Here is a 13,889-nt window from a genome sequence, read left to right as displayed (position 1 = left end):
CCTCTTAAGTCTAGGACTTTAAAGAAATTTCTAAACTATTTCTTTTCTTAACAAAAAAGTATATTAAATTATTGAAATGAAGAAGCTAAAACTAAAATATAATTTTAAAAAGTTTCCATATGAAATTATAAATAATTCAAACTGTATTTTATCTTATATCTTAGACAATTGTGGTTTAAATCTTTCAGATTGTTTTTTTATTTGTGATAAAATTGTTTTTCATAAATATATTATTAATTCAAAATTTTATAAGATTAATAAAGATAAAATTATTTTATCACTTGTACCAGGTAAAAAAGATCATAAAAATTTCAAATCATTAATAAAAATTTATAAAGCTTTAGATAAAAATAATTGCCCACGAGATATAAATATTATAGCTATAGGAGGAGGTGTAATTGGAGACATAGGAGCATTTGCAGCTAGCACGTGGTATAGAGGTACAAATTTAATTCATGTACCAACCTCACTAATGGCAATGATTGATAGCAGCATTGGAGGCAAAACAGCAATAAATTTTCAAAAAAAAATTAATTCTATTGGTACTTTCTACGATCAAAATAAAACTATTTGTAATATAGGATTTTTAAAGACTCTACCAAATGAGGATTATTTATCAGCTTTTTCTGAAACAATAAAAGTAGCGTTATTAAAATCTCCTTCACTTTTAAATAAATTAGTTAATAACCCAAAAAAAATTAAAACTAAAGATCCCATGTTTTTGATGGAAATAATTTCAAAATCTGTAATTATTAAATCTAAATTAATTAATGATGATTGGCGAGATTTAAATAAAAGAATGATATTAAATTTTGGACATACTTTTGGTCATGCTATAGAAGTATCAGTTTTAAAATCAAAAAATTCTCATTATTATAACCATGGTATGGGTGTTGGCTTAGGTATTTTAGCTGCTCTAAAGTATTCCTCAATTTTGTTTGAAAAAAATTATTTTTTTGAAAAAAAAATAAAAATGATATCAAATTTTTTTAAAACACTAGGTCTTGATAATAAAATTATTTCAAAAAAATTTAAGTTTCACAATAAGATAGACTTAGCTAATAAAATATACTCAAACATGCTGAAAGATAAAAAAAGAAGTTTCTCTGGTATCAGATTAATCTATTTAAAGAACAATAAAAATGCTGCAATTGATAATAAACCTTTAAAAAAAGATATAATGAACTCAATTTTATCAATTATTGATTAATGAGATATAAAAAATTAGGCAACTCTGATATTAATGTTTCAGTAATTGGTTTTGGCACACAAAACTTTGGAACCACAATAAAAAACAAAAATGAAGTCTTTGAAATTATTCAATTAGCAATTGATAATGGCATAAATCTCTTTGATACAGCAGAAATATATCCGAGTCCAATCTCTTTAAAACTTCCAGGTTTATCTGAAATTATGCTTGGTGAATACCTAGAAAAAAAAAAAATAGACAAAAAATAATAATTTCTACAAAAATTGCTGGCGGATATAAAGATTGGTTTTCCCCTCCTGTAAGAAATGGAAAAACTTTTCTTAACATTGAACAAATTAAAAAAGCTTTTTTTGATAGTCTAAAGCGCTTAAAAACAGATTATATAGATATTTATACTTTACATTGGGATGATAGTTCATCATCTTTTGATGACATTATTGGAGAACTTAACCAATTAATTAAAAATGGGTATTTACGTTACATTGCTATAAGTAATTTTAAACAAAATCGAATATTTCAGTTTTTAAATAAATTTAATGAAACTAATGAAAATAATAGTTTCATAACAATTCAAAATCCATTTTCTTTGTTACGACCTGGAGACATGAAAAGTTTATCAGAAGTATTAGCTAAAAATAACTGTCCTTACTTTGCATATTCTCCTATTGAAGGAGGTGTTTTAACTGGAAAATATCTTAAAGATAATCTAAGCAATACACCAAGAAGATATGACTATCATAAAAAAAGTAATGATCAGAGGGAAGTTGAAATTTATAAAAGAGCTGTGTTGTCCAAAAAAAATTGTATGGCTGTTAAAGATTTGGTAGAGAAAACACCTTCATATTTGCAGCCACATGCGTTATCACTAGCTTGGGTACTTAAAAATGACTTTGTTACTAGTGCTTTAATTTCAGTTAATTCAAAAAATCAATTTTATGAATTACATAAATCGCTTGATCTAAAATTAGACAAAGAGTTACTTTTACTATGTAAAAGTATATACAGTAGATTTATTACGAATTAACTTATGAAAACATTAGGTATTATTCCAGTAAGATTAAATTCGACCCGTATATTCAAGAAAGCATTATTAAAACTATGTGGTATAGAGATGGTGCTTCACGTGGCTGAAAGATCAAAAGGAGCAAAATTATTAGATAAGCTTATAATTGCAACAGATTCTGAGGAAATATCAAGAATTGTTGAGGCAAGAGGTTTTTCATGTTGTCTTACATCAGAAGACCATATGAATGCCACGGAAAGAATTTGCGAAGTAATTGAAAATTACGACTATGATTTATATGTGCAAATTAATGGAGATGAACCACTGATAAAACCAGAAGAAATAGACTTAAGTATATCCACAATTAAATCATCAAATTCAGATTGGTCTGTCTTACTAACACCATATAAAAAAGTTAATTCTAAATCAGATTTTAAATATGTTATTAGAAAAGATTCTACAGTTATGTACATATCAAGACAAGACATTCCATATGATGCAAAAATGCAAAATTTGACAATGTTGAAAGGTCACCATATTTGTACATTTAAAAAAAATACTCTTAAAAAATATAAATCACTGGATTATTTTTATGAAAATGTTGAAGGTCACGAGCATTTAAGATTACTTGAAAATGGTTTTAAATGCATCACGGCAACTATTGAAACTTCAGCTATTAGTCTAGATGTTACATCGGAAATTGAATATATAGAAAATTTGTTAGTGAATGATGAAATTTTTAATTCATATAGAAAAAAATATGATTGTTAAAATTTAATGAAATTAAGTAATTTAGGTCATAATTTACTTGAGCCTATCTATTTCATTTTTTCTAAATTTTATTCAAGATTCACCTACAAGACACAATATGAAATTGTAAAAAAAAATATTTCGAATAAAAATATTTTTATAATTGCTACAGGTCCATCTTTAGATGAATTTAACTTTAAAAAAATTAAAAACTCAACTTTTATTTTAATTAATGCTTCAATTGAAATATTAAAAAAAATACCAAAAAATAATATTATTTTTTGGTCAACATCAGATGTTAGTAAAATTCATGATTTTGTACCTAAACTTCCAGATAATTTTAGGTGCCTAGTTACATCTTCAAAATATAGAGGTATTATTGATCTTATTAGATCAAATCATGAAATAATCTATTTCCATTCCCAATCATGTATTTTTTTGAAAAAATTTAATTTTTTATCATTTTTTAAAATAACGATACCAATGTTTGGACCAAAAATTTTAAATTCCTCAATTATAGATCCTGAAAAGATATTAAAAAAAAATATTGTGACCTTACCAGGTGGCACATCTGTGCTTTTTGTTTTAATAGTCATAATGAAAATGAGTCCAAAAAGTATTAATCTTGTGGGATTTGATATTGGGTCAGTAAAAAAAAAACATTATTCTTCTTTAAAATACCATTCAAATAAAAAAATTAGTTTTGATGTTAAATATATTAAAACTGTATTTAAAAAAATTTTAGTATCATTAAAAAAAAGAAAAATTAAACTTAAGAAATATTCAAAATATATAATTTAATTAAAAATGTCATTACAATACTATATTATTCCCTTATCATTCTAATATGAAAGTACCTATTCTTTTGCCAAACATATTCAATCATCCTTTTACTTATGAGAGTGATATTAATTTAAAAGTTGGTGATTATGTGATGGTTCCTTTTGGTAAATCTAAAATTACAGGAGTAGTTTGGGATGAAATAGAACTTCCCTCTAACAAAAAATTTTGATTTTTTTAAATTTATCTTTAGTGTTTTTTATTGGCATTTGTTTGGGAAGTTTTACCAATGTTTGTATTTTTCGATTGCCAAGAAATAAACAGACAATAACTGGACGATCCTTTTGTCCTAAATGTAAAAAAAAAATACAATGGTTTGATAATATACCATTAATTTCTTATTTATTATTAAGTGGCAAATGCAGAAAGTGTTATAAAAATATTTCATTAAAATATTTTATAGTAGAGGGTATTTGTGGGGCTGGTTTTGTATTAATTTTTTTAAATTATAGCAATTATACTTCAATTGTCTTTTTGAGCTTATTATTTCTATTATACATAACTATTTTTTTTATTGATTTAGAGCATTTTATTATTCCAGATAGCTTAAGTTTTACTCTAATGTTTTTAGCAATATCTAAAAACTTTTTACCTAACATTAACGCAAGTTTTATTTATGATATTAATGAATCAATTATTGGCGGAATGATCGGTTATCTTTCTATTTGGATTATTATTTATATTTATAGAATAATAAAAAAAATTGATGGCATGGGCTTAGGCGATGCTAAGTTAATGGCAGGTATAGGTTTATTATTTGGGTGGAAAGCAATACCCTTCGTTCTTTTTGCCGCTTCAATACTAGGATTACTTTATGTCGCACCTTCTTTGGTTAATAAAAAAATAAACCTTAAATCCCAAATACCTTTTGGGCCACACATTATTTTAGGTAGCGTAATATATTTTTTATATGGAGAGTTTTTATATAATTTAGTTTTGAAAATTTAAAATCATGCAATGGAAAATTCTTTTCGGTCAACCCACCATTTTTCAATAACTGCAAGAGAATCTTTTTCTAGAGTATAAAATTTTATTCTTTTATCTTTTTCACTTACTTGTTTTATAAAATATTTTTTTCTTACGCCTTCTTGTAAAATAGTTTGTATGGTTGTTCTTTTACCCAATTTCTTTGGAATGTTTTCACAGAGATATTCAAAACTTACAAGATGATCTTTATTAAAACTTGCTAGGGCAATTTCTAAAACAATGACAGAGTGTAATCTGGTATCATAGTAGAAACCTTTTATATCTGTTGTATTACTAAGTTCATAAAACTCTTTAAGATATTGCTCTGTTTTATATTGAATGTTATCATCTATCATGTAATTTATACCGTATAATATTGGTAGTAAAATAACATACTAAATTGTGCATGTAATTTTTGCACCATTCTGTTTTATACTGTTCATCATTTTTATACATAAGATAATTTCTACCTTATAATACTGTTAACAAAATAACATACCAAATTTCAACAGTTTTTTTGTTCAATCTAAATGGCTATCATTAGATAATGATAGATAAGGTTGATACTTTAGCAAAAGAAAATAAAAATATATCTGATTTTCATCTAAGAGGAGGTTCGGACATATCCTATAGACTTATGGGAGACATTGTAATTGTACCTGATAGTAAAATTACCGATAAAGACTTAACAGATCTTTTAAAAAATAATTGTGAAGAAGAAGAAATTAAAAAATTTGAAACTAAAAATGAATTAGATACTGCAGTTATTTTAGGAGATTTAAGATTTAGAGCTAATTTTTATAAAACTTTAAATGGACTTGCGGCGGTATTAAGAAGAGTTGAGACAAAAATTCCATTAATGGAAGATCTAAATCTTCCACAAATATTATTTAGTTTACTAGATGCTCATAAAGGTTTGGTGTTAGTTACAGGACCAACGGGTTCAGGAAAATCAACAACATTAGCTGCAATTATTAATCAAATAAACGAGTCCAGACCATCAAACATTATAACTATTGAGGATCCTGTAGAATTTATTCATAAAGATAAAAAAAGTATTGTTTCCCAAAGAGAAGTTGGCAAACAAACCGAAAGTTTTACTCATGCCTTAAAAGCTGCGTTAAGAGAAGATCCCGATGTCATTCTTGTAGGTGAATTAAGGGATCTTGAAACTATTGGTATGGCTTTAACGGCAGCTGAAACAGGTCACTTAGTTTTCGGAACCTTGCATACAAGTGGAGCACCTAATACTGTAAATAGAATTATTGATGTTTTTCCTCCAGAACAACAAGGTCAAATTAGAGCACAACTATCAGAATCGTTAAACATGGTTGTCACTCAAAAATTATTTAAGAAAAAAGATGGAACGGGACGAGTAGGTGCGTTTGAGGTTATGGTTTGTAATGCACCTATTAAAAATTTAATTCGTGAAGCAAAAATTCATCAAATTCCAAGTGTTATGCAAACAGGCCAACGAGAAGGTATGATGACCATGGACAAATCAATTGAAGATTTAGTTGGCAGAGGAGTTATTTCAAGTGCCGAAAAAAATAGTTAAGGGTTTTACTTTAATAGAACTTTTAGTAGCTGTTGCAATCATTGGAATACTAGCTGCAGTAGGAGTAGTTGCTTATAATGGGTATACTAAAGCTGCAAAAAATTCTGTTATAAAATCTAATCATGGCAAAGTTCTAGATATAATTAAATCTGATATTGCTCAATGCTATCTTTTAGGTGGAAGAAATGCAGAAATTGATAGATATGAGAGAAAAACATCTAATACTTTTCAAATTAAAAAAATGCGATGTAGCTCTGCTTTTTCCAGTCTCCAGGGTCACTTTTTAGGTTTGGGGCTAAGAGATCCGGTAATTACAGGTTATAGCTGGTACAAGCCTTGGACACAAAATGGTAGAAGTATACCAAATGATGCTGGTGCTGTTTATCAAGGCACACCATTTAAGGATGCAAGATTTTATCCAGCATACTGGGTGGGTAAAACTTATATTTCTGATGACCATTCTGGTGGAAAAAGAAGATTAAAAATTCAAACTTATTTGATGGACGAAAAAACATTATTATTAAATTATATTACTTATCCATTTAACTGATGAAAAAATTTAAAAAAGGCTTCACGATTATAGAACTACTAGTTGTTCTGGCAGTTATAGGTGTATTTAGTGCTTTTGCTTATCCCAATATTTCAAACTGGATAGAAGATCGAAATATAAAGAAAGAAATTACTGAACTTGAAACTTTTATTAAAGAAATGAAGTCCGAAGTCTCAGGTGGAAAATATGGCATGGTTCAATTGCAATTATTTAGTATTGTGGAAGTTTATACAATGAGTACAGAGAAATTTATGGAAACATATAAAAATGTACAATCTTCCAATAATTCTTACAAAGTAAATAAACAATGTGGCAGTGGAAGTTCACAGCCAAATCTAGTTAGAAATAGCAGTAAAGAAAAAATATCTTTTGGAAGATCAAATAATGATAGTAGCGTATGGGTTTATCCATACAATCCTCCTGCAACAGTAATTTGTATTACAAAAGATAGTACCATTAAGTATTCAGGATCAAATATTACTTATAAAGATCCAGGTACTGGTAAAGACCTTGATACATTTATTTTATGTCCAAGAAGTATTTCAACTCAGAGAACTTGCAACCCTAGTGCTAATTTAGACAGCATGTATCAAATTACTATAAATAATTCTCAAGAAATTAAAATATGGCGAAAAACTAAAGGAAAAAATTGGGTAAAAATAGATGGTTAAATCTAATAGAGGTGTTTCATTAATAAAGTCGTTAGTTTGCATAGTAATAATTGGTATTGGTTTTATTGCAATTATGCAGCTTTCAGCTTTTTCTATTAATTCAATGGATCGAGCTACTGAGAAAAATAAACTCAATTATTTATCTGAAATGGTGATGGAAGATATGATCGGTGATCCAGAAAATGCTGCTAAGTATGGAAGCTTCAATGAAACGTGCACTTATTCTACCACAGGAGGCTCAAATCTTTATGATAAAATGAAAGATAAATGGAGAAATAAACTCAAAGAAAAAAATCATATTAGAATAAACAACAAAGATAAGAAATTACCCTGTGATACTACTGATACTAAAAAAACCTTTATAAAATCTGGAACAAATACAACAGGAAGAGTTAATTTTTTAACAGGCAAAGGTAAAAGAAAAAAATATTTAGGAGTGGTAGTTAAATGAAAACTAAAAACTCTGGATTTACTTTAGCTGAAGTTTTAGTATCAATTGTCATTGGTGTAATTAGTATTGCAGCAGCATTTTCATCGTATAATTATTTTAATAAATCATATAAGTCAGTTTCACAAAAAGCTGCGATTAATAGTTCTGCCAGAGAAGCTTTATCAATTATTACAAAAGATTTAAGAAACACAGGTTATATGCATGTAGATTTTACAAAAGAATCACATCCTGAATGGTATTTAATTGAATTTAATCAGAAAGAGTTAGGTAATTTAGATCAGCTTATTGTTTATCAGGGAACTAGCCCAAATTCTTGGATAAGAACAATTTATTCACCAAAAAATTATGCTAAATGTCAGTTTACAGTTGCCTGGTGCAATAAGTATGGCAATGGCATGTATTTAGCCAAAACATTAATTGAAAATCCAACAGGAGGAGGAAGAAAAGTTATTTATGAAAATATTGAGTTTGTACCAAACATTGTAGATTTTCAAGTTGTGTTTAAAGATAGAGAAGGAAAAGAAGTTTATCCAGTATGTAGCAGTTACTGCAATAGACTTTCAGTTAGCCAGGGAGCTAAAACACCATCAAATAATAAACCCAATAAAGGAACATTAAATATGCCTAAGGTTTATACGGCTGAAATTTATTTAACAATTCAATCAGCTAAAGAAGTTTTTAATTCTAATCAAGCAACTAAAATTATTAATCATGAAGATAGTACTTTTGGAAATACACAAAACTTTGATGACAAATATTATCGTGAAACTTTTTTTGCAAGTGTTCATACTAGAAATTTAGCAAAGCACGTAGCAATCACAGAACAAACAGGAACCAGTATTAGTCAATCATCAACTTATAACAAATGAAAAATAAATTTAAAAATAATGAAAAAGGATTTGCTCTTCCATTGGCATTATTACTCTTAGTAGTTATGACTATTATGGGTTTAACATTAGTTACCATTACATCTAATGAACACAAAGCCAATACTGAAAAAGATTCTAATCAACAAGCTTTCTATGCTGCTGAAAGTGGAATAGCGATTGCTAGAAAATATATAGTAGATAATACCAGTATAATAACAGGGTCTGCTCAAACAAATTTAGATGGAGATTTGAGATTTTGTAAAGCATCATTTTTTCCTAATTTAAGAAATTCAACTGGAATTATCTTAGGTAGAAAATCAATGAATGAAGTGATCACTGCATCGGGTGCTGAGGCCACAAGGTTAAGTAAGTTTAGTTTTGAGTATTTTATAGCTTACAGCCCAGACGTTAATGGAAACAATTCATCAGCTAAGAAGAAATCAGGGACAAATAACACGCTGTACACGATTTACTCATGTGGTTGCAATGAATCTAAGGATAAATGTAATGCAAAAGGTAATGTTATAGTTCCTCTAGAAGCCGTGGTAACGTTAATAAACTAATGAATAAATTTATAACTTATTTATTTGGAATTCTTCTCTTAGCGCAAGTAAACGCATTGGCATTAAACTGTGACTTAAGTAAATTTAAACTGGGTAAAAACATAAGTAATTTTGAAAAAGAAAAAATAGCATTTATTCTTGGAGAACCTGTCAAAGGTATAAAATCAATTACAATCCCTATTGAATTTGTATGTCAAGATAAAGGAATAAAAGGAACAATAATATCCTTATTTTTTATAGATGAAAAAGTTGTACGAATTATTTTTCAAAATCAAATTGTTCAAAACAGATCCTTATTTAAGCTTGCAAATAGTTTTTACAAATCTGGTTTTGTAAAAAATCAAAAAATTATTGATGCAAATGAACCAGAACAATATGCAATCGAAAAAAATGAAGTTTATCATTTATATGCAAATTTAAGAGGTATTAACGAAAATATAGGTAATTTTTTAGAACTTTTTGAAATTGTAGATAAAAAACATGAAGATGCTGCAAATAAAGAAGCAATAATTGAGGAAGAGAAATGATTAGAAAATTTTACATATTTGTGTTTTTAATATTTTTTGTATGTAATAATTCATACTCAAAATCACCTCCACCAGGCACTGGATCAAGTAATGTACCTGCAAATATTCTAATTATGCTGGATAACTCTGGTAGTATGGGATGGGATATTAATGGAAATTATATTTCTAGCTGGACAAAATATGTTTCTCAACCTTCAGATGTTGCGGTAGATAGTAATGGTAATATTTATGCTCTGCAGGTTAGCAGTAAGACAATAAAAGTTTTTGACTCAAATGGAACGTATGTAAAAGTCATTGGAACATGCTCTTCTATTTATCCTACCAGTTTAGATATCTTTAATAACGTTATTTATGTTTTAGATTATTCCAATGCGAGTGTTAAGGTTTTATCAGACTCAGGAAGCTGTATTAAGCAAAAAACTACAGGAGGAGGCAATTGGAGTGCATGGAGTATAGCAGTATCTAACAACCATATATTTATAGGAGGTTTTACTCAATACTATCAAAGTTATATTAGAATTCTAGATAGAAGCTCATTAAATCAAGTTAATTATCACTCCAATTATCCAACCTACTACTCGATGTCAGGCTTAGATGTAAACTCTGATGGATCAAAATTAGTTACTGTATCAAATTATCGAAGTAAAGTTTGTCTACACACCATATCAGGAACTAGCTTAGGCTCTTGTCAAACAGTAGGGACAGGAAATTATGGAACAGGAAATGGAGATACCAGATATCCAGTTGATGCTGCTTTTGATTCTAATGGTAACATATTTGTAAATGACAGTAGTAACCGCAGGTTACAAAAATTTAATTCGTCAGGATCTTATGTTGCCAAATATGGCTCTCTTAATTACAGTGGCCCTTTTAGATGGCCATGGGGCTTAGGTATTTCATCAGATAATAAAGTTTATAGTGCTGATCAGCAAAACAATGACATATATGAATTCAATAATGACTTAACTTCCTATTCAAGGATAGGTGCTGCTGTATCTAGAATGTCAATTGCTAAGGATGCAATTAAAAAAATAGTATCAGACCCTGAGCTTAAAAGTGGAGCCAATTTTGGATTAATGGAGTGGGGTTTTTATTGGAGCAGATATTTAAAACTAAGAGTTCCCATAAGTTCAAATGGTGCAAGCACAATATACACAGATGTAGACGGAGTAGTTCCTGGTGGAGGAACTTATCTTTTGCAAGCAATGAATTATGCTAGAGATTATTGGAATGGCAATTTAACTCAAGGGGGTACTCGATATCCATCTCCCATCATTCCAGGAGCAACATGTCAATTAAATTTTAATATTTTAATAAGTGATGGACAGTGGAATAGTCATAGTAGTGCGATGGGGGTAGTACGTGATATGAGTGACAGATTAAATGTAAAAACTTTTTCAGTTGGCTTGGGTATTGGTACAGGAAATAGAAGTAATTATGACAGTTTAGCTGTTAATGGAGGAACGACCACAGCTTTATATGCATCAACGTCAGGGGCACTTCTTACTGCGATAAGAGATGCAGTGCAACAAGCCATATCTAACTCATTAACCTTTACAACACCAGCTGTGATGCCAGAGCTAAATAAAGGAGGATTTATTTATCAATCAACTTTCAAATATGCAAAAAATAAAGAGTGGGAAGGTAGTTTAAAAAAATACAATCTTAACACTGATGGATCCTTTGGAGCAGAAAAATGGGATGCTGCTAAAAGATTAAATAGCACAAGCCCTAATTCTAGAAAAATATGGACAGCAGATATTGGAATAAAAAATACTAACAATTTTACAACATCAAATAGAAACATTTTAAAGCAAAAGTTATTTCCACTTAAAGCAAGTCCAACAGACACTGAAACAGATAATTTGATTAATTTTATTAGGGGTTTTGACACTTATGATTATGATAAAGATAACAACACCACAGAAGTAAGGAGCTCTAAACTAGCAGATATTTATCATTCAGATTTGATTGTTGTTGGTAAGCCAGATGCACCAACAGTTAATACTGGAAATTTAAATTTTTCAAAGACTGATGCTTATTATAGACAGCAAAAACAGTATAATTCTTTCAAAGGAAGTAATGATTGTGGAGTATCGTGTAGCGGAAGAACAGAAGTGGTTATTGCTGGTGCAAATAGCGGAATACTTCATGCATTTAATTCAAATGATGGTAATGAATTGTGGGGCTATATACCACCAAACATAATAGGTAAACTATCTACTATCGTGACAACCAAAGCTAATGCTACTAATCCCATTTATGGCATAGATGGATCTCCAGTAGTTAAGGATATATTCTTTGATGATACTCCAAACAATAACACTAACGATCCTAGATGGAGAACAATTCTTATTTCAGGGTTGGGTGCTGGCGGTAATGGTTATTTTGCATTAGACATAACAGATATTAATAATCCTAAGCATTTATTTGCAATTGACAATGATCCATATAATAAAAAAATTAGTCATTGGAATTCAGATGAAAATTTAAATACATATTTTTATTCAGGGAACACTAGTCCTCCACCTCAGTTTGATTATAGGAAACTAGGTGCAAGTTGGTCTACACCTAGAATTATAAGAATAAAAGTTGATGGTGCAGATAGATGGGTTGCGGTATTTGGTGGAGGTTACAATAGTGGTGTTGCACCAGAGTATGGTTCAGCTATTTTTATTATGGATCTTGAAAATGAAGGTAGGTTACTTAAAAAGATTGATATTCAAGATAAACAAATCGCATATCATGCATATTCATTTGGTGTTGGTAAAGGAGTTAAAGAAATTCAAATGAGTAAGTATGGTTTAAGTTCTTATAACTATGATGTTGAAAAATTAATTGTATCAGGTGCAGGGGGTATGGGTTTTGGTATTACTCAAGATATCAGTGGAAGTACTGCATCTAATATCAAAATAATTTTAGAACATGAGACACCCGGCACAAATAATACTTTCTTAGTCACCAGGGTAAATAAAAAGGATATTGTTAACTCTCTACCATCAGATTTAACTGTAATTACAGCTGATGGTACTTCAAAAGCAAATTATGATGGGGCATTAATTTATGCGGGTGATCTTGAGGGAAAAGTTTCAAAAATTAACCTGACTGAAAGTTTTATTCTAAATAGCGATAAGATGATTAATAAAAATATATCAACAACAACAGTTTTTGATGCTCAGGCAAATACAGATAATGGAAGATATATCTACAACAACTTAGAGGCGACGATTAATAGTGATAACAACCTATGGTTATATTTTGGTACTGGTGATACACAAAAACTTCAAAGTCAATCAAGCCTAGTTAAGAATAGAGTTTTTGGAATTAAAGATAAAGATTTTCCAAATTATAAAAATATAAGTTCAACAGGCACATACAGTAATTGTTCTATTTCAGGTTGTCCCAACTCATCTCAAATGGGTTGGTATGTAGACTTAGACAAGGCTAAAAAAGTGACAGCAAAGCCTACAGTTGATAAAGATAGGATATATTTCTCAATATATGAGCCATCCAGCTCATCAACACCCTGTACAACAGGAACAGCATTCTTACATGCTTATGACTCTAAGTGTGGAGGTGTTATGACAAATTTTCCAGTTAACCTTGGTAAAGGAGTTGCAGGAGAAGTGGTTGTAAGTGGAGATAATCTTTATATTGCTATATCAGGCGAGGCTAATAATAGTCTTTCATCAAAAGATAGCTTAATTACTATAAAATCAGAAGCTAAAGCAGCATCTGGAGCAGTTCAGCTAGAGAGTTGGAAAGAAAATTACTAAATTTAAAAAACCAAATAAATTTTACTAGACTAACACAAAATATGCTTATTTTATAAAAAGCTATATTTTACAATGATTTTTATAAATTAGTAAAAATAATAAAATTATAACACAAAAATAATTAAGTCTCACACAAACCCAATTTACTCTAACAC

Annotated in this window: 16 protein-coding genes; 15 read left to right on the top strand and 1 reads right to left on the bottom strand. The window is 29.1% G+C overall.

All coding sequences use genetic code 11. The annotated features are described in order from the left end of the window. Positions 1-76: 76 nt before the first annotated feature. The 7 genes from ABXT58_RS06615 to ABXT58_RS06585 are packed head-to-tail and all read left to right on the top strand — an operon-like array spanning position 77 to position 4,751. Positions 77-1,210 (top strand): 3-dehydroquinate synthase, encoded by a 1,134-nt coding sequence (locus ABXT58_RS06615; RefSeq protein ID WP_415303872.1) that lies wholly within the window; start codon positions 77-79, stop codon positions 1,208-1,210. Continuing rightward, positions 1,210-1,458: an aldo/keto reductase gene (locus tag ABXT58_RS06610; protein ID WP_415303871.1), complete on the top strand. Its 249-nt coding sequence runs from the start codon at positions 1,210-1,212 to the stop codon at positions 1,456-1,458. The genes ABXT58_RS06615 and ABXT58_RS06610 overlap by 1 nt, the downstream gene beginning before the upstream one ends. Then, positions 1,425-2,234, top strand: coding sequence for an aldo/keto reductase (locus tag ABXT58_RS06605; RefSeq protein ID WP_415304931.1), 810 nt, complete (start codon positions 1,425-1,427; stop codon positions 2,232-2,234). The genes ABXT58_RS06610 and ABXT58_RS06605 overlap by 34 nt, the downstream gene beginning before the upstream one ends. Before the next feature lie 3 nt (positions 2,235-2,237). Next, entirely contained in the window at positions 2,238-2,984 is a 747-nt protein-coding gene (locus ABXT58_RS06600) for a cytidylyltransferase domain-containing protein (RefSeq protein ID WP_415303870.1), read from the top strand. A 6-nt stretch (positions 2,985-2,990) separates the two neighbouring features. Beyond that, on the top strand, positions 2,991-3,764 hold the full coding sequence (locus ABXT58_RS06595; RefSeq protein WP_415303869.1) for a hypothetical protein: 774 nt from the start codon (positions 2,991-2,993) through the stop codon (positions 3,762-3,764). Positions 3,765-3,810: 46 nt separating this feature from the next. Next, the gene (locus ABXT58_RS06590; RefSeq protein ID WP_415303868.1) at positions 3,811-3,975 is read left to right on the top strand and encodes a hypothetical protein; all 165 of its coding nucleotides are present in this window, start codon (positions 3,811-3,813) and stop codon (positions 3,973-3,975) included. Positions 3,976-3,995: 20 nt separating this feature from the next. Then, entirely contained in the window at positions 3,996-4,751 is a 756-nt protein-coding gene (locus ABXT58_RS06585; RefSeq protein ID WP_415303867.1) for a prepilin peptidase, read from the top strand. Between the two features lie 2 nt (positions 4,752-4,753). Here ABXT58_RS06585 and ABXT58_RS06580 read toward each other — a convergent pair whose 3' ends face one another. After that, positions 4,754-5,125, bottom strand: a complete 372-nt coding sequence (locus ABXT58_RS06580; RefSeq protein WP_415303866.1) for a hypothetical protein — start codon at positions 5,123-5,125, stop codon at positions 4,754-4,756. Between the two features lie 191 nt (positions 5,126-5,316). On the opposite strand from ABXT58_RS06580, the gene ABXT58_RS06575 reads away from it, so the two are divergent. The 8 genes from ABXT58_RS06575 to ABXT58_RS06540 are packed head-to-tail and all read left to right on the top strand — an operon-like array spanning position 5,317 to position 13,734. After that, the gene (locus ABXT58_RS06575; protein ID WP_415303865.1) at positions 5,317-6,327 is read left to right on the top strand and encodes a type IV pilus twitching motility protein PilT; all 1,011 of its coding nucleotides are present in this window, start codon (positions 5,317-5,319) and stop codon (positions 6,325-6,327) included. After that, positions 6,308-6,877, top strand: a complete 570-nt coding sequence (locus ABXT58_RS06570; protein WP_415303864.1) for a pilin — start codon at positions 6,308-6,310, stop codon at positions 6,875-6,877. Before ABXT58_RS06575 ends, ABXT58_RS06570 begins: the two co-directional genes overlap by 20 nt. Then, positions 6,877-7,548, top strand: a complete 672-nt coding sequence (locus tag ABXT58_RS06565) for a Tfp pilus assembly protein FimT/FimU (RefSeq protein WP_415303863.1) — start codon at positions 6,877-6,879, stop codon at positions 7,546-7,548. The genes ABXT58_RS06570 and ABXT58_RS06565 overlap by 1 nt, the downstream gene beginning before the upstream one ends. Then, positions 7,541-7,999 (top strand): type IV pilus modification PilV family protein, encoded by a 459-nt coding sequence (locus ABXT58_RS06560; RefSeq protein WP_415303862.1) that lies wholly within the window; start codon positions 7,541-7,543, stop codon positions 7,997-7,999. The genes ABXT58_RS06565 and ABXT58_RS06560 overlap by 8 nt, the downstream gene beginning before the upstream one ends. Further along, a complete protein-coding gene (locus ABXT58_RS06555; protein ID WP_415303861.1) occupies positions 7,996-8,868 on the top strand; it encodes a PilW family protein in 873 nt (290 codons plus the stop codon). The genes ABXT58_RS06560 and ABXT58_RS06555 overlap by 4 nt, the downstream gene beginning before the upstream one ends. Then, positions 8,865-9,431 (top strand): hypothetical protein, encoded by a 567-nt coding sequence (locus tag ABXT58_RS06550; protein WP_415303860.1) that lies wholly within the window; start codon positions 8,865-8,867, stop codon positions 9,429-9,431. Before ABXT58_RS06555 ends, ABXT58_RS06550 begins: the two co-directional genes overlap by 4 nt. After that, positions 9,431-9,958: a hypothetical protein gene (locus ABXT58_RS06545; RefSeq protein WP_415303859.1), complete on the top strand. Its 528-nt coding sequence runs from the start codon at positions 9,431-9,433 to the stop codon at positions 9,956-9,958. Before ABXT58_RS06550 ends, ABXT58_RS06545 begins: the two co-directional genes overlap by 1 nt. Beyond that, positions 9,955-13,734, top strand: coding sequence for a PilC/PilY family type IV pilus protein (locus ABXT58_RS06540; protein ID WP_415303858.1), 3,780 nt, complete (start codon positions 9,955-9,957; stop codon positions 13,732-13,734). Before ABXT58_RS06545 ends, ABXT58_RS06540 begins: the two co-directional genes overlap by 4 nt. Positions 13,735-13,889 lie beyond the last annotated feature (155 nt).

Source organism: Candidatus Pelagibacter sp. Uisw_090 (assembly GCF_047717845.1).
Taxonomy (GTDB): Bacteria; Pseudomonadota; Alphaproteobacteria; order Pelagibacterales; family Pelagibacteraceae; genus Pelagibacter.
The sequence above is the reverse complement of the archived record's forward strand: the minus strand, read 5'-3'. Positions and strand labels throughout refer to the sequence as shown.

What these genes read in the sequence shown, in the direction of transcription:
- ABXT58_RS06610 (WP_415303871.1), top strand. Translation starts at nt 1,210, where the DNA reads ATGAGATATAAAAAATTAGGCAACTCTGATATTAATGTTTCAGTAATT.
- ABXT58_RS06595 (WP_415303869.1), top strand. Translation starts at nt 2,991, where the DNA reads ATGAAATTAAGTAATTTAGGTCATAATTTACTTGAGCCTATCTATTTC.
- ABXT58_RS06555 (WP_415303861.1), top strand. Translation starts at nt 7,996, where the DNA reads ATGAAAACTAAAAACTCTGGATTTACTTTAGCTGAAGTTTTAGTATCA.
- ABXT58_RS06590 (WP_415303868.1), top strand. Translation starts at nt 3,811, where the DNA reads ATGAAAGTACCTATTCTTTTGCCAAACATATTCAATCATCCTTTTACT.
- ABXT58_RS06540 (WP_415303858.1), top strand. Translation starts at nt 9,955, where the DNA reads ATGATTAGAAAATTTTACATATTTGTGTTTTTAATATTTTTTGTATGT.
- ABXT58_RS06600 (WP_415303870.1), top strand. Translation starts at nt 2,238, where the DNA reads ATGAAAACATTAGGTATTATTCCAGTAAGATTAAATTCGACCCGTATA.
- ABXT58_RS06615 (WP_415303872.1), top strand. Translation starts at nt 77, where the DNA reads ATGAAGAAGCTAAAACTAAAATATAATTTTAAAAAGTTTCCATATGAA.
- ABXT58_RS06560 (WP_415303862.1), top strand. Translation starts at nt 7,541, where the DNA reads ATGGTTAAATCTAATAGAGGTGTTTCATTAATAAAGTCGTTAGTTTGC.
- ABXT58_RS06565 (WP_415303863.1), top strand. Translation starts at nt 6,877, where the DNA reads ATGAAAAAATTTAAAAAAGGCTTCACGATTATAGAACTACTAGTTGTT.
- ABXT58_RS06545 (WP_415303859.1), top strand. Translation starts at nt 9,431, where the DNA reads ATGAATAAATTTATAACTTATTTATTTGGAATTCTTCTCTTAGCGCAA.
- ABXT58_RS06550 (WP_415303860.1), top strand. Translation starts at nt 8,865, where the DNA reads ATGAAAAATAAATTTAAAAATAATGAAAAAGGATTTGCTCTTCCATTG.
- ABXT58_RS06575 (WP_415303865.1), top strand. Translation starts at nt 5,317, where the DNA reads ATGATAGATAAGGTTGATACTTTAGCAAAAGAAAATAAAAATATATCT.
- ABXT58_RS06580 (WP_415303866.1), bottom strand. Translation starts at nt 5,125, where the DNA reads ATGATAGATGATAACATTCAATATAAAACAGAGCAATATCTTAAAGAG.